Annotated in this window: 9 protein-coding genes; 5 read left to right on the top strand and 4 right to left on the bottom strand. The window is 51.3% G+C overall.

What is annotated here, in order from left to right; all coding sequences use genetic code 11:
- Nucleotides 1-127: 127 nt before the first annotated feature.
- Nucleotides 128-1,081 (top strand): ABC transporter permease, encoded by a 954-nt coding sequence (locus tag AC0YN0_RS10405; RefSeq protein ID WP_475821221.1) that lies wholly within the window; start codon nt 128-130, stop codon nt 1,079-1,081.
- A 34-nt stretch (nt 1,082-1,115) separates the two neighbouring features.
- Nucleotides 1,116-1,988 carry a carbohydrate ABC transporter permease gene (locus AC0YN0_RS10400; protein WP_337099240.1) on the top strand — a complete coding sequence of 291 codons (873 nt, stop codon included), beginning with the start codon at nt 1,116-1,118 and terminating at the stop codon, nt 1,986-1,988.
- A gap of 205 nt (nt 1,989-2,193) precedes the next feature.
- Here AC0YN0_RS10400 and bglX read toward each other — a convergent pair whose 3' ends face one another.
- Nucleotides 2,194-4,404, bottom strand: a complete 2,211-nt coding sequence (bglX, locus tag AC0YN0_RS10395; protein ID WP_475821220.1) for a beta-glucosidase BglX — start codon at nt 4,402-4,404, stop codon at nt 2,194-2,196.
- 218 nt (nt 4,405-4,622) lie between these two features.
- Between bglX and AC0YN0_RS10390 the strand changes: the two genes are divergently transcribed.
- Nucleotides 4,623-5,597: a LacI family DNA-binding transcriptional regulator gene (locus tag AC0YN0_RS10390; protein ID WP_475821219.1), complete on the top strand. Its 975-nt coding sequence runs from the start codon at nt 4,623-4,625 to the stop codon at nt 5,595-5,597.
- Nucleotides 5,598-5,808: 211 nt separating this feature from the next.
- Here the strand turns inward: AC0YN0_RS10390 and AC0YN0_RS10385 are convergent, their stop codons facing one another.
- The 3 genes from AC0YN0_RS10385 to AC0YN0_RS10375 form a co-directional block, all read right to left on the bottom strand.
- Nucleotides 5,809-6,693, bottom strand: coding sequence for a DMT family transporter (locus tag AC0YN0_RS10385; protein ID WP_475821218.1), 885 nt, complete (start codon nt 6,691-6,693; stop codon nt 5,809-5,811).
- Between the two features lie 103 nt (nt 6,694-6,796).
- On the bottom strand, nt 6,797-8,626 hold the full coding sequence (locus AC0YN0_RS10380; protein WP_475821217.1) for a UbiD family decarboxylase: 1,830 nt from the start codon (nt 8,624-8,626) through the stop codon (nt 6,797-6,799).
- Between the two features lie 171 nt (nt 8,627-8,797).
- Nucleotides 8,798-14,185 carry a discoidin domain-containing protein gene (locus AC0YN0_RS10375; protein ID WP_475821886.1) on the bottom strand — a complete coding sequence of 1,796 codons (5,388 nt, stop codon included), beginning with the start codon at nt 14,183-14,185 and terminating at the stop codon, nt 8,798-8,800.
- Between the two features lie 269 nt (nt 14,186-14,454).
- On the opposite strand from AC0YN0_RS10375, the gene AC0YN0_RS10370 reads away from it, so the two are divergent.
- Both AC0YN0_RS10370 and AC0YN0_RS10365 read left to right on the top strand, forming a co-directional pair.
- Entirely contained in the window at nt 14,455-15,639 is a 1,185-nt protein-coding gene (locus tag AC0YN0_RS10370) for a YhgE/Pip domain-containing protein (protein ID WP_475821216.1), read from the top strand.
- 110 nt (nt 15,640-15,749) lie between these two features.
- Nucleotides 15,750-16,283: a PadR family transcriptional regulator gene (locus AC0YN0_RS10365; protein ID WP_475821215.1), complete on the top strand. Its 534-nt coding sequence runs from the start codon at nt 15,750-15,752 to the stop codon at nt 16,281-16,283.
- Nucleotides 16,284-16,384 lie beyond the last annotated feature (101 nt).

The following is a 16,384-nucleotide window of genomic DNA, read 5'->3' as shown; positions in this document are numbered from 1 at the left end:
ATAACCCTAACAAAACACTATCGATCCTAATAATGTCTTATAGTTCGCTGATCGTACGCGTTGATATTATATATAGCAGGGCTACACCTCATATACAAATAAATTTTTTATAGAACGGGAGAGGGCTATGGAACAATTGACTTTGAAAGACGCTAACCTCGGGGCCGCCCGTAAAACGGGAAAAAGAAAGGGCTACCGGGTACCGTGGGTGCTGCATCTGATGGTGCTGCCGGCCGTATTGCTCGTTTTCGTCTTTTCCTACCTGCCGATGTCGGGCATTATTATGGCCTTCCAGGATTACAAGGCATCGCTTGGCTTTGCCGATTCTCCGTTCGTCGGCTTGAAGCATTTTCAGTACATGTTCGAAAATGACTACTTTATGAAAATTACCGGCAACACCTTAATCTTCGCCTGCTCCAAAATCATCATGAACCTAATCATTCCATTCGGGTTCGCTTTGCTGCTGAACGAAGTCCGCAACATGGGCTTCAAGCGTTCGATTCAGACGCTCGTTTATTTGCCCCACTTCCTGTCATGGGTTACGCTCGGCGGCATTCTGATCGACCTGCTCGCGCAGACCGGCATCGTTAACCAATTGCTGACGAATGTATTCGGATTGGAAAAGCCGATCTTCTTCCTTGGCGACGGAACTTGGTTCCGCTTAACGATTATTTTCAGCGACGTATGGAAGGAATTCGGGTTCAACACCATCATCTTCCTGGCTGCGCTTGCCGGCATTAACCCTGCGCTCTATGAAGCGGCCGAAGTTGACGGCGCTACCCGCTTGAAGCAGACGCTGCATATTACGATCCCTTCGCTCGTACCGATCCTGATCGTCGTTGCTACGCTTGCGCTCGGCAACGTGCTGAACGCGAACTTCGACCAAGTATTTAACCTGTACAGTCCGATGATCTACCAGCAGGGCGACATTATCGATACGTTCGTCTACCGGGAAGGCTTGTTAAGCGGACAATTCAGCTTCGCGACCGCGGTCAGCCTGTTCAAGTCGATGATCAGCCTTGTCTTGATCGTTATCTCATACCGTCTTGCGTACAAATACGCCGGTTACCGCATCTTCTAAACCGACTCTGCTAGATTTGAAAGGATGAACGCTTATGTACCACAAGACGCTGCCTTACCGCATTTTCAGCGTATTCAACTATATTTTACTCGCCGTCATCTCTGTATGCTGCTTGCTGCCGTTATTCCACTTGCTGATGGTATCGCTTAGCGATACCGCGCCCGCCAATGCCGGACTTGTCACCTTCTGGCCGATCGGCTTCACGGTCGAAGCCTACGTCAAGACATTCGACAACGCCAACTTCTTGGCGTCGTTATGGATCTCGGTCAAGCGTACCGTCTTCGGTACGGCGCTAGCACTGCTCGTAAACTCGCTTGCCGCCTATGCGCTGTCCAAGGACAACCGCGTGTTCCGCGGCCGCAACGCCTATCTCTGGTATTTCGTCGTCACGATGCTGTTCAGCGGCGGCCTCATTCCGGGTTATATTCTTATCTTGCGTCTCGGGTTGATTAACAACCTGCTTGCGCTCATTCTTCCGGGCCTCGTCGCCGTATACAACATCATATTGCTGCTTAACTTTTTCCGCACCGTGCCTAAGGAGCTGGAGGAAGCGACGTTCATGGACGGCGCGGGACATTTTCGAAGTTTTATTTCGATCTATCTGCCCATTTCGCTGCCGGCAATCGCCACGATCGCCTTGTTCACGATGGTTGGCCACTGGAACGCATACTTCGACGGGCTTATTTATATGAAAGGGTCGGAAAATCTCCCGCTTGCGAGCTTCATGCAGACGATCATCGTGCAAGGGAATACGACGAGCTTCGATCCAGCCGTTATCGCCAATCTGTCGCAGCGGACGCTCCGCGCCTCGCAAATCTTTATCGGCGCCTTGCCGATCCTGCTCGTCTATCCGTTCCTGCAGCGTTTCTTCGTTAAAGGCATCGTTATCGGTGCGGTAAAAGAATAGGATGATCAACCTCGGCTGTCCGCCCTTCATGGTGCGGACGGCTTTTTATATGTGCAAATAAGAGCCTAGACGCTCTCGTAGATGCGGCCACTCGCTCAATATCCACCTGTAAGAGCATATATGCTCTTCTGTTCCAAAAACAAAGAGGCTGCAGGCGTTGGATTCCGTCGGCAGCCCCCTTGCGTTTGATTGTGCGGGGCGTTAATTATTTGATTAGCTTGAATGGCAGCGCCGCATTGGTTTTGCTGTTCGGTCCTACGAATGCAACGAATGCGCCTGCATCGCTTTCATGCGTAAGATCGGAATGGTAGTACCGCAACTGCTGCTCCGTGAGTACGAATTCCACTACACTGGACTCCCCTGGTTGAAGCACCACCTTGCGGAAATCCTTCAGCTCCTTCACTGGACGGACAACCTCGCCCGACAGATCGCGCACGTAGAGCTGTACCGTTTCCACGCCAGCAACGTTTCCTGCATTCGTTACCTTTACCGTTACTTTAAGTTGATCGGACTCCGTCATCGTCTCCGACGACAAGCTTGCTTCACTATATGCGAATTCGCTGTAGCTAAGCCCAAACCCGAACGGCAGCAGAGGCTCATTCGGAATGTCAAGATACTGAGACACGTAGCGAACCTGCGCATCCGGCGCTCCTTGCGGACGGCCCGTATTATACGCGTTGTAGTAAACCGGAACTTGGCCGACGCTATACGGGAAGGACATCGTCAACCGTCCGGAAGGATTCGCATCGCCGAACAACAATGCCGCTACCGCGCTGCCCGCTTCGGAGCCCGGATACCACGCTTCTAGAATCGCGTCCGCTCCCTCGTATACGCCATGCAGATCGAGCGGGCGTCCGTTGAACAGGACAGCTACGACTTGCTTGCCTAGCGACTTGATCTTGCGAATCAATTCTAGCTGGACGCCTGGCAAGCGAATATCCGCTCTGCAGCCGGCTTCGCCGCTCATATCCGAGTGCTCGCCGAGCGCCAATACGACGATATCGGCGGCCGTTGCCGCTGTAAGCGCCTCCTGCCACTGCTCCTCCGTCGCTGTCTCGATGCCGCAGCCTTCCGCGACAAGCAGTTCAGCTGTATCGCCTAGCCTGCTTCTCATGCCCGCTTCCATCGTTACCGCGGCATCCTTCGAGCCTGTCCACGACCACGGGCCGAGCACGTCGCTGTTTCTGGCAAAAGGGCCGATAAGCGCGATCTTACGATCGGCTGACAGCGGAAGTGCCCCATCGTTTTTCAACAATACGCATGATTTAACCGCCAGCTCTCTTGCCGAATCGCGATGCTCATCGCAAAATACGACTTCTGCCTCCCGCTTCGGATCTGCTGCACGATACGGATTGTCGAACAAGCCGAGCTTCTGCTTCAGCTTCAATATTCGCAGTACAGCCTCGTCAATAAGCTCTTCATTGACTTCCTTGCTCTCTACAAGCTCGGATAGATGACTCACATAGCAGGAGGTCATCATCTCAATATCGACGCCTGCTTTGATCGCTTTTAGCGCTGCTTCGGATTCATCTGCAGCAATGCCGTGGGCGATCAGCTCCTTCACCGCTCCCCAGTCGGAAATAAGGATGCCGTCGAAGCCCCATTCCTCGCGAAGCAGCTTCCGCATCAGCTTGGAATTGCCGGTTGCCGGCACGCCGTCCACGGTGTTGAAGGAAGTCATGACCATCTCGCAGCCTTCGTCCAAAGCAGCTTTGTAAGCCGGCAAATAAAACTCGCGCATTTGGCGGTCGGACAGATCGACCGTATTGTAATCACGACCGCCCTCAGCCGCGCCGTAAGCAGCGAAATGCTTCACGCATGCCGCGACCTTATCCATGTCTCCAGCCAGATCCGAGCCTTGGAAACCTCGTACGAATGCGCGGGCATACAGCGAATTCAAGTATGGATCCTCGCCAGTCGATTCCACGACGCGCCCCCATCTCGGATCGCGAACCAGATCGACCATCGGAGCATACGTCACATGAACGCCGGATACGGCAGCCTCCTTGGCAGCGATGGCCGCGCTCGACTCGGCTAGCTCCATGTCCCATGAGCAGCCGATCGCAAGCGGCACCGGGAAGATCGTCTTAAAACCATGCACGATGTCCGCCATCATAAGCAGCGGAATTCCGTGCCGATTGTTGTTTAAATGCGTGCGCTGCACGTTGATAACGTCCTGGGCGCCTGCCATTCCAAGTACGGAGCCCGAGTTGTGGACAGTCTCTTCCGTAATGCCAAGCGACTCCATCGGTCCCGTAATTTGTCCAGCGCCGACGGCGCCTTCATAGAAAGGTACGGCCAGTTGTATTAACTGGGCGATTTTTTCGTCCAGCGTCATTTGTTTGATGAGTCCGTTCAGATCAACGTCTTTACGGGATTGAGCTTGCTGCGTTTGAATGGAATTGTGATTTGACATGGCAGTCGCAACCTCTCCAAAATAAAATTGCGTTTCAATCGAAACGTTTCGATTGATCCTGTAATTGATTATAATTCCGCATTATTCGGGCTGTCAAACGTTTATTCGGAGCTTTTATACGTATAAATCCTCCTATTGATAAACAATTGTTAATGCGATATAGTCAAATATAGAATAAATAAAAACGTTTCACCAACGATATCGGAGGCACGAAACCATTGGCAAGCATCAAAGACATTGCAAAGCAAGCCGGCGTATCCATCTCCACCGTTTCCTACGCTCTTAACGGAAGCGACAAGGTTACGAAGGAGACCGCTGCACGGATATTGCAAATCGCCGAGGAGCTGAATTACGTTCCTCACGCCGCCGCTCGACTGCTGAAGAAGAAAAAATCGAATCTGATCGGCATCTTCTTAACGGATTTCAGCGGCAGCTTCTACGGCGATTTGCTTCAAGGCGTCAAAGACTATTTGAGCGCCAAGGGTTATGACTTGCTCGTATGCAGCGGATCGCAATCCCGTCGCCTCATTCCGGAAGGAATGATCGATGGCGCCATTATTCTCGATGAAACTTTTTCCAATGAAGAGCTTCTTCAATACGCGGGGCAAGGGCATAGGGCGGTCGTGCTTGACCGCGAATTGCATCATCCTCTTATTAACCAGGTGCTGCTCGACAATAAAGCAGGGGCCACGCTCGCTATGGAGTTTTTGCTTGAACAAGGTCATGACCGAATCTATGCGGTAACGGGGCCGAAAGGCTCTTACGATGCCAACCAGAGGCTGCGAGCCATCCATCAGGTTGCCGAGCGCTCGCCCGGCGCGCAGTTGATCGAGCTTGAGGGTGATTTCAGTAAGACAAGCGGAGCAGCGGCAGCTCAGCAAATCGTCGAGCAATATAACGGTCCGGCAGCCGTCTTGTGCCTGAACGATGAGATGGCCATCGGCGTGTATGGATACGTTCGCGACCATAGCGAGCTTATCATCGGCGAGCATATTCATCTGATCGGCTTCGACAACATCGAGCTAGCCCAATTCATCCAGCCTAGATTGGCTACCGTCGATTATTCCATGCGCAAATGGGGAGCCCTAGCCTCCGAGCAGTTGCTCAAGATGTTAGCCGGCGACTCCGTCGACAACGAACGCATCTATGTCACGCTCATAAATGGGCAATCCGTCCGGCCCAAATTCAAATAATCAATTAAAACAAAACATGCTCAATAACCTCGAGAGCAATTAGGATTGCGCCAATGCGGGAGACGAACTGCATCAGCTCAAGCAGGGTCTGGAAGCGCTTCGCGGACAAGCAGATGAACAAATGCGATATTAACCATTAGTCTGATGTTGCATACAGAACGAATCCCCTGCCTCTACCCGCATATGCGGTGAAGCAGGGGATTTGTTTTTTCTAAGTTCCATTGGTTCTGCGGTTGACGAAGTAAATGCTTAGAAGAATGAGCACAAGGCCGGCAAGCAAAGACATCGTGAAAGGCTCGTCCAGGAACAGCGTCCCGATTAGGATAGCGATGAGTGGGATTAGAAACGTAAACGAGGCCACCTTGCTCGCTTCGCCCGAATCCATCAGTTTATAGAAGATGATCCAGCCAATCGCAATGACGAAGATCGATATGAACAATAAAGCGATAATAAAGCCTAAGCTCCATTCGACTTCAGACCAGCTCTCTACCCCCGAACCGACAGTCGTCATGAATAAGCCGCCGATCAGCAGTTGGTTCGTCACGAGCCAGATGGGATCCACGCGAGCGCTCGTCTTCTTCACATATATCGTTCCTAATGCCCAGCTAAACGCGGAACCAAGCGCTAGCAAAATTCCTTCTACGGATATATGGCCTGAAAGTCCGCCCGCTCCGCTGCATATGACGCCTACGCCCGCGAAGCCGAGCAATAGTCCGCCGATCTTCATTACATTCATTGATTCGCCGAGCCACAGCCACGAAAAGATGCCGACGAGCACAGGCTGGAGGAATACGATTGCCGAGAACAACCCCGAAGGCAAGTAATTTAATCCGATTGTCTGCAGGCCATAGTACAAAATAACATTGACGATCGACGATACGACATAGATCACCCATGTTTCCTTGAGCCGAAGCCGATTCCATCTCGGAATGGCGACTGCGAGCAGCAGTAAACCGCCGATTAACGTTCTAATGCCTGAGAACAATACAGGCGGCATGTAATCCAAAGCGTATTTGGACACAGGCCAATTGATCCCCCATACGATAATTAAAAAAGCGAGCAATAAGCTCGTCTGCAGCTTCGATAATGCCGGCATGTGTCATTCTCCCTGATGTCTGACTTTCCTTAGCATTTAACAAATGACAGTACTTATCCAATCGAAAGCCCCGAAGAAAATTTCCTCAGGGCCGTTGCGCATATTAAATGTTCAAATGTCCTAGGCTTGCTCCCTTGACGAATATCCGCTCGATGCTCTTCTCGACATTCGGATCGGGAATAAGCGGAGGCGCTTGATGTGGCTTTACTCTGGCATCGATAATGACGTTATCGCAGCTCCAATGCTTATGCTCATAGAAGCTGTTCACTCCGTACATGTCGTGCGACGGATTGCTGCGCGTGAACGTAGCCCACAGGAAATTGCCTAAGGTCTCGCTCATGAACGAGCTGTCGTCGGCGACAATGATGATTGGGCATGAATCAAGCGGCCCTCTCTCCGCAATAGCTTCGCTTAGGCTGGCCATCTCCAGCTTCGCGCTGTCATAGTCGGTAAACGCCGCGCCTTGCAAGACGGCGATCCCCGGCATAATCATACGCGGATTGTCATAGCCGCTCAGCAGCTTAAGCGGCTCCGGCGTCTCGCTGCAGAGCTCGCGCTTCTTATCTCCATAGGCAGCGAACACGACTTTACTGCCGCTATTGATCCCCGTCCCCGAATAGTCGAGCGTATCGATCGTCGTATTCGTGTAGAAATGAATATCGCGTCTCAAGTCGAGACGTTCCAATATATAAGCCAGGAAATCCGCTTCGCGGTGCGTATCAAGCGGCTGCTTCTCTTCCGCCGTAATGAACAAATATTTGGCAAGACTTAGCTGCCCCGTACCGAGAATCCGATTGGCAATCGTGAGCAGCTCGGCAGGTTGCTTCACCTGCTGGTATGGCGTGTAGCGCTCACTGCCGATAGCGAACAACAACGGATGAACGCCCGCTGCATCGACCGCGTGAACCTGCTTCACGCCAGGAATCTCCTGCTTAATCGCATCTCCCGTTAAATCATGAATGAGATTGCCGAATGCCGTATCTTCTTGCGGCGGACGACCTACGACCGTGAATGGCCAGATGGCGCCGGGCTTGGCGTATACCTTATGCACCTTCATGAGCGGGAACTCATGGGTCAAGCTGTAATAGCCCAGGTGATCACCGAACGGGCCTTCCGGCTTCGTCTCGCCGGGATGAATCTCTCCCGTAATGACAAAGTCGGCATCATTGCTAATGCAATATCCGTCGACATAGCTATAATTGAAGCGTCGACCTGCAAGCAGACCTGCGAACGTCATTTCGCTTAAGCCCTCGGGCAGCGGCATAACCGCCGACAGCGTATGCGCGGGAGGGCCGCCGATGAAGATGCTTACCTTGAGCGGCTGCCCCTTCCTCGTCGCCTTCTCCTGATGGATGCCAATGCCCCGATGTATCTGATAATGCAGGCCGACTTCCTTGTTCATCTCGTATTCGTTGCCGCTTAGCTGAATGCGGTACATCCCGAGATTGGAATTCATAATGCCAGGCTTATCTGGATCCTCCGAGTACACTTGCGGCAGCGTTACGAAAGCTCCGCCATCCATCGGCCAACTCTGGATGAGCGGCAAATCGGAGATATTCACTTCATGAAGCGCAAGCGGACTGCGCGTCTTCTTCACGGGGAGCGCATTCCAAGCCGCTAAGCCTGTTCCGATATTGCTGAAGGGCCGCTTCAGCGCGCTCATCGGATCGCTGCGAACTGCCATTACCTTCTGAACTGCATCCCATGTTTGGCGGAAGATGAACATGCTCCGCTCCGTCGTACCGAACAGATTCGATACGGATCGGAACTTCGTTCCTTTCACATTTTCGAACAATAAGGCAGGTCCTCCCGCCTCAAAAACTTTCATATGAATAGCCGCCATCTCTAAATACGGGTCAACCTCTTCCTTAATTCGAACGAGATGGCCGTTTTTCTCAAGATCAATTATGCATTGCTCCAAACTACTATACATAGGAATAGCTCCATTCATCGCGTCTTGTCCTGCTACTTGTCCCAAGTATACCAACCTATCGGCGCAAAATGAAGGTTTATCCGGACTGGCATACAATGTTCACAATTAGAATGACAGAGAGGCTGAACCCGCCGTTGCTCAGGTTCAGCCTCTCTGCTCTCGTCCGTTATTCTATATCCGCTGCAACTTGCTCAATAAATTATAGATCGCTTGCGCCGTTTCTGCGCGGCTCGCTTGATTCTGAGGAGCGAACAACGCTGCTGATTGGCCCTTCATTAAGCCCAGCTCGATAGCTTTCGCAACACCATCCGCAGCCCAGACGGAAACTTTCTCTCCGTCTTTCAAGCTTGCCAAGCTTGCTAGTTCCGATGCCTTCTTGCCGCTCGCCAGCTCATAAGCCCGCACAATCAATATCGCCATCTGCTCTCTTGTGATTGTCGTATTCGGAGCGAAACTCGTCTCCGATACTCCTGTTACTAACCCGGCCTTGTATGCAGCCGCAATACTTCCTGCGTACCAATCCTGAGCATCCACATCCGTGAACGGCGTAACCCCGTTATCGCTTGCCAGCCCGAGCGCATTAGCAAGCATCGTAACGAATTGCGCTCGTGACGTCTGTCCGGCAGGATTAAAAGATACATCTGTCACGCCATTCACAATATGTTTCGAAGCGAGCACTTTGATCGTCTTATATGCCCAATGGGATATTGGCACATCGGTAAATGACTTGTTATAGGCCATAACCGCATATTTGCTAAAGTGCTGCAGGCTGACGACGACTGCTGTCCCTGACGGATCAACCGTCCCGCCTACATATTCCCACTCCTTCGTCGCTTCGTTGTAGTAATAAACGCCGAGCAGCTCTTTATCGACATTATTAGAAGTGATAGGAAGCGTAATGACGACTGGTTCAGGGAAAGACGATAACTTCACTTTCTTACCGTCCTTATCTGTGAGGAAAAGATCGAGTTCGAACACTTGGCCGCCGAACGTCAGGTTCGGACCGGCAGGTGTATCTGCCTGTGCAGCGCCATGAACGCGAACGGTGACCTTAGCATCTATCTCCCCAGGAAGCAAACCGATCAATTGCGCTAGAACAGCATTCGGAATCGTGATGGACACTTCATCCGATTGAATGACAACGGGATGGTTGCCAGCTGCTTTGATACTGTCTACCGATAGTTGCGCCTCCGTCTCCCCCGGAGACAGCTCCGCTACCGCTTCCTCGCCTTGCAGCACAAGCTTGGTATCTTCTCCCGACTGCTCGGGGAGGGTTGGCTGATCCACTGGAGGATTGCTTGTATTCTGCGACTTCTGACCGCTAATGACAATCAATAGAGTGCCTTTGACGCCCGAGCCGTCCGCTGCTGTCGCCACTGCTTTGATTTCTCCGTTCTTCACGGCCGTTAATAATCCGCCAACGCTTATCGTTGCTTTATCTGTCGGGCTGTCGTCAGGCGACGAAACTGACCATACTACAGCATCATTATCCGCATCGGCTGGCAGTACTTCGGCATTCAATTGCAGCGTTCCGCCCTTAGCCGTAATCGTGGTTGCACCGCCTGCTATTGTTACTGCAATACTTGTTACGGGATGTTGTCCGCTAATATCGACGGTTAGAATACCCGTTACGCCAGAGCCGTCTGTTGCAGACGCCACAACGTTCACAGAACCGTTATCGACCGCGGTCAACAGACCTGAACTGCTTATCGTTGCCAGTGCCGTTGGCAAGCTGTCCGTTCCGGTTACCAACCAAACGTACACTTTATTGTCCGCATCTGACGGCCGAACCTCGGCATTCAACTGCAAAGTACCGCCTTTTGTCGTAATCGTTGACGCACCGCCTGCTCCTGTTACTTCAATATCTGTAATCGGATGTTGTCCGCTAATCGCAATCGTAAGACTGCCTGTTACCCCCGATCCGTCGATGGCCGTAGCTACGGCTTTGACTGTACCGTTATCGAGGGCGGTCAATACGCCGTTATCGTTAATTGCCGCCGCTGTCGTCAGTTCTCCGCTCGAATCCGTCACGGACCAGATTACGCCTGGATCGTCAGCATTGTCCGGCGAAACGGCCGCGAACAGCTGCAGCTCTCCGCCTGCGGTTGTAATCGATGTTGCATCGTCATCAGCCGTTACGATTATTGCAGTGACGGGATGTTGACCGCTAATTTCGATGATCGCACTCCCTGTTACCCCCGAACCGTCAACCGCCGTTGCAACTACCTTCACTGCACCGTTATCGAGTGCGGTTACCAGACCGCTTGCACTAATCGTCGCGAGCTCAGTCTCCACTTCGTCTGTTCCTGTGACCGACCAAACGACGTCCGTATCATCTGCATAGACCGGCAGCGCCTGCGCAATCATTTGGAGGGTTCCGCCTTTCGCCGTAATCGCTTCCGCTCCGCCAGCGCCCGCTACTTCAAGCCCGCTCACCGGCACCGGCACCGTACCGTCACGGTAAACCATAATCTCATGGATGGACCACCAGCTGCTATTTGTTGCCGTCTGAACAAGCTTCAAATAGCGAGCCGTCTGATCGGCAAAATCGGATACAATGAGCGGACCGTTCGCCGTTCCCGCAACGATCGCTGTCCCCCATTCTGCGCCATCGTCAGAAATATAGATTTCATACGAACGCGAATAATCGTTGCTGCTTCCATTAGAGTCCACTACGATTTTGTTAAACCATTGCTCTGCTTTCATGTCGATGACGATCGATTGGCCGGGAACCATTGTCGTGCCTGAGCTCCAACGGGTTGAAGGCTTGTCGTCCAGCAGATTGGCTGTCGAGTCGCCTGCCGGCGTAGCCGTTGCCGTCCATGTCTTCCGATCAAGCGATTTCGCCGTATCGGTGTAAACGCCGAACTCATCGACGGCCCACCAGCTACCGGCTGAGCCCGTCTGCACGACTTTAACGAATTGCGCCGTTAATGCTTCTTCGAAGTCAACGATTATGGATGCGCTGCCCGTTCCGCTGGCGACCGCCGTGCCCCAATCGATGCCGTCTTGCGAGATGTAGATCTCGTAACCGCGCGCATAGTCGTTATTGCCTGCCGGCAACGTAATCGACAAGCGTGAAATTTGCTTGGCCGACTTCATATCGATAGCAAAGTATTGTCCCGGCACCATCGGCGTTCCTGAGCTCCAGCGCGAGCCTGTATTGCCGTCTATTAGATTTCCGACGCTGCCAGTACCGGACGAGGCCGTTGCTGTCCATCCGCTTTGATTGTAAGTCGTTAATTCTCTTTGCGTCACAGCGCTTGCTTCATTGCTGGCCTCCGATTGATTTCCTGCGGAGTCTCGCGCTACGACCGTATAGCTGTACTCCTTCTTCGCTTTAAGTCCGGAATCGCTGTACGACGTGCCGTTCCCAGTGCCCACCTTCACGCCATCGCGATAGATATCATAGCTTTCAATGCCGATATTGTCGGTTGCAGCTGTCCAGGTCAGATCGATCTGCTTACTGGACACCGCGAGCGCCGTTAAGTCTGTCGGTTCGGTAGGCGCTACGCTGTCGCCTGTCGTATAATGCGTAACCGTCTGGCGCATCGCGCTTGCCGGCGAGTTGGCATATACTTTGCCGCCCGTGCCGTTAATAATATGCGTAATTTCGCTGCCTGCCACGCCGTTCAGCCATATCGTTGTCACATGATGGATCTTAACCCCTTCGACTTGCGGAACCTCCATCGCATTTTCCAAGTCAACGTCAGCGTCCCTGAAAAAGGAATAGATGCCAAGCCCCCACGCCTCGTGAGTCGTTACGTCGTCGCCAACCTTATAGGAAGCGTAGCCGTTAACGGTTCCGTCATGACTCATCCAAGCTTCCTGGGAAGGCGGGTCATATGGAATCTCGGATTGATAGAAGTACAGCCTGCCGCCATTGCCGTTCCAGATCGTCTGGTATTGCTCATGATGCTCGTTGAACAACCCATAGATCGTCACATCTTCGCCGTTCACGATTATACCGTTATTGCTTATATTCGTATCCCAGCTTGCTCCGGCGCCATGGTCAGCTCGCCAAATCCAGAAGTGATCGCCAATGACGTCGTCGCTGTTCACGATAAGACCGACGTCTGCGCTGCCTGGAAGAAATCCGCCTATACCGAAGAATAGGTCCGCAATAAGGATCGGATTAGCGGAATGGTCGACGTCTGAATTTTCCTCTCCAACGGTTAGAAGCGATGGAGACATTTCCTCCCCGGCGATAAAGAAGAGCGAAGACACGCTTACTCCATCCACGTCGGCAACCGTCATAGCCGGCAATCCTGTTGTCGGCACAAGCGAAGCATATCCAAGACCCATTACGACGGTGTCCGGATTCTCTACTCTTATCGTATCGTCCAAGTAATAGAAGCCTGGCGTAAACAATAGATGAAGACCATTATCAAGGGCCGCATTAATATCGTCCGCCGTCGAGCTCTCGGGATCAGCAATGTAAAAATCGCTGATCGGCAGCGAGTCGCCGGGAGTCGAGCCGTCCTTCCAGCTAACGCCTACTTTATCGGTTTGCAGTGAAGGTACAAAAACGTTATATTCGCCGCTATCGTCGATATAGAGATAAGGCTTTTCCTTAATCGCCGGCGTTTCATCGATGACTGTATAGGGCTGTGCCGGGAATGTTCCTTCAGGCGGATTCGTATCGCCGACGAACATCATATTCCATACGCCGTTCAACCAGCTCGTATACTCATTATTGCGGGAGAAAAATTGTTGCTGCGATGCCGGAAGTATGGTGCCGTCGATAATAGAATCGGCGATATAGCCGCCGCTCGCCCAGCCCGCATCCCAGCTTGATGTAAAGTCGAATAAATTAATCTTCCCGAGCACATGCACGCGCCGCATCGGTGCGGCCTGCGACACCGCCCACATCGCATCGGTCAGCGTTGGCGGATTTTTGGTCAGGTCAAGCGGCTTAAACGATAAATTTTCCACCGAACGCCAAAAATTGCGAGTCGCATTGCCATTATCCCACTTGGCATCGGCCGTAACGCCGCCGTTAATGAGCACATCGTCCGGGTCTTGGCCAAGGCCTGCTACTTGCGTGTAAAAGCCGACTCTCACGTTCAGATTGTTATAGACGCCTGGCTTGAATAGAAGCGAATAACGGCTTTGACCGAACTCCGCCCGTTCCTGTTCGGCGAAGATGTCATCAACCTCCGACTGAATCGTCGCTATATCCATCGTCGGATCATAGACTTTCACATTGGGGCCGAGTGCCACAACCGTCTTACCCGCAAATTCTGCGGATAGACTTGATTCTCCGCCCTCCCTTAACGCAGACACTTTGTAATAATAGGTTGTATCCGTCGCCAACCCTTTGTCCGTATAGCTTGCAGTTGCAATAGAAGCATCATTCACCTTCTCGTATGGCCCTGAACTGGTTTGTGCCCGGTATAAATTGTAAGCGGTTGCATTTTCTGCGGCTGACCAGCTCAACTGAGCAGAATTGACCGTCATTATGCCATTCAAGTTTTCTGGCGCAGATGACGAATCAGCATGAACCATTGTCGCGAACCCGTTCAGTACTAAGACGAGAACAATAAATACGGTTGCCATCTTCCTCACGAATGTTACCTCCCGAATCGTTTTTTTGCTTCGTAACGACGTCTAACTAGCCTTCGATTAAATAGTAGCAATTGGCGCGCGGTCGTTATAGGTAGCATTTTTTAGATAAGAGGCATCATTTTTTGGACTTTTGCAATTGCTTCACGTACAAGCACTGCATGCTTGGTCCATTGCCTTTGAACTTGACAACGAACTACAGACAGAGTACTCTAATTAGAGTATATTATATAGAGTATAGATAAAGATCGGAGAGTGGAGTCATGAAAACTTTTTTGAAGCACAAAGGGATTGCATCAGGCATATTCATGATGGTTTTTTATCAAGTCGTAATGATCGTTATTTTCATGTCGGGTTACAGCGCTATTCCCAAAAACGTAGACCAGCTTACCGTTTCCATCGTGAATGAGGATGCGCAATACGGTGACGAGTTCGTAAAGCAAATGCAAGAACAGTTGCCGCTTAAAGTCATAATGGATGACTCATTGGATCATGCTAAGAAACAACTTGATGACCGCAGCTCCCATCTGCTTATTCATATCCCGGCCGATTTCTCACAGAAGCTGTCAGAGCAGGGCGGGCAAGCAAAGCTTGCGTTTTTCATTAATCAATCCAATCCGGCGTCTGTCGTCAGCACCGTCCAGAGCGTAGCCGAGCAAATTTCTAATCAAATGAGCTCGCAACTGCTCGCTCAGTCGACGCAAGGTGCGCTGCAATCGCTGAACGTCCCTGAGGAGCAGTCAAAACAAATGACAGATGCGATTCAGAACAAGTTTGCGGCTAGTATCGTTATGACGAACCAACCGCCTGCCGGGATGCACAATCAGATGGCGCCGATGTTTCTAACGATGTCTATCTATGCCGCTGCTATGATCTACTCCATGATGAGCATTGGCGCTTTGAATGAACTGAAGTCTAAGCTCGGCAAGTGGAAGGCGTTCATGTCGTTGCAGGGCGTTAACGTATTGCTGTCGCTTATCCTTCCGCTCATTGGAATATCGATTTATTTTGCCGTTCAAGGCTACGGCTTCGAAACGTTTGTTCATATGTGGCTTACTCAGTCTCTGGAAATGTTCGCAGCTATCGAATTCACAAGTATCTTCTGCATCTTGCTCGGCCAGGCCGGTATGCTGGTGAACCTGCCGATCCTGCTTAGCCAAACGGTCAGTAACGGCGCTGTGATGCCGCAAGATATGATGCCAGGTTTCTTCAAAGCCGTTAGCCACGTTACGCCAATGTTCTACAACGTTCAATTGGTCTACAACAACTTATTCGGCGGAGGCCGAACAGGCTATTATGTGCTCGGGCTTGCTCTTGTCGCGGTCGGCGCGCTTGTTATCAACACCGTTATTCATGCTATCAAAGGCGGCAAATCGGAAGCCGTTCAAGAAGCTTCAGAGCTAAGCGGCACCCAGCAACCGCCTGCTCCACAGCCAATCATGATGTAATGTTTACGCAATTATTACGCTTTCTAATGTGCTATTATAGAATTTAAGGGCCGGCAGACGATATCATAGTCCTGCCAGCCCTTTTGTCTGCCGTTGCTAAGGAGGCCATAATGACACTTCAAATTTTTATATTGGGAACGTTAAGCGAGGGTGAGCGCCATCCCTACGATCTGAAGAAGCAGGTGCTCAAATCATTGGACAGCGCCATATCCATTAATGATGGAACGCTGTATTATCATTTTGAGGTACTTGCCAAAAAAGGCTTAATCAAAAAAATTAAAGTCGTTCAATCGGATAATCGTCCCGAGAAAACGACTTACGGCATAACGGATAAAGGACGTAAGGCGCTGGAGGATGACATCTATGCCGTCTTCCAAAACGTCACGAACGTAACAACGCTTTACTCCTCGCTCCTATTTCTCGATAAAGTCGATAAGCACAAGCTGGCTTATCTCATTGAGGAATCGATCGATCGTATGGCCAAACGAATAGAACTCATCGAAAATAGCGATCCCGAGCTTCTTCACGACATTCCGGGGAATAAGCTCGTGCCGGTCAAGCTTATCTCTGAGCATGCCTATCAAATGCTCCAAAATAACCTAACATGGCTGCAGAAGCTTCTTGCCTATGTTAGGGGCGAATAAAGAACGGAGGCTGCCTGCATGGGCAGCCTCTTCTTTTATTTGGATAACGGCATATTGAATTATGGATAATTAAAGTCTATAATGGATATTGTGAGTCTATA

This window comes from Paenibacillus sp. J22P218 (assembly GCF_056269195.1).
This window is presented reverse-complemented; position numbering and strand designations above follow the sequence as displayed.

Excerpts from the sequence above, each read along its gene's own strand:
- AC0YN0_RS10375 (WP_475821886.1), bottom strand. The coding sequence starts at position 14,185 with ATGGCAACCGTATTTATTGTTCTCGTCTTAGTACTGAACGGGTTCGCG.
- AC0YN0_RS10380 (WP_475821217.1), bottom strand. The coding sequence starts at position 8,626 with ATGTATAGTAGTTTGGAGCAATGCATAATTGATCTTGAGAAAAACGGC.
- AC0YN0_RS10405 (WP_475821221.1), top strand. The coding sequence starts at position 128 with ATGGAACAATTGACTTTGAAAGACGCTAACCTCGGGGCCGCCCGTAAA.
- AC0YN0_RS10370 (WP_475821216.1), top strand. The coding sequence starts at position 14,455 with ATGAAAACTTTTTTGAAGCACAAAGGGATTGCATCAGGCATATTCATG.
- AC0YN0_RS10400 (WP_337099240.1), top strand. The coding sequence starts at position 1,116 with ATGTACCACAAGACGCTGCCTTACCGCATTTTCAGCGTATTCAACTAT.
- bglX (WP_475821220.1), bottom strand. The coding sequence starts at position 4,404 with ATGTCAAATCACAATTCCATTCAAACGCAGCAAGCTCAATCCCGTAAA.
- AC0YN0_RS10385 (WP_475821218.1), bottom strand. The coding sequence starts at position 6,693 with ATGCCGGCATTATCGAAGCTGCAGACGAGCTTATTGCTCGCTTTTTTA.
- AC0YN0_RS10365 (WP_475821215.1), top strand. The coding sequence starts at position 15,750 with ATGACACTTCAAATTTTTATATTGGGAACGTTAAGCGAGGGTGAGCGC.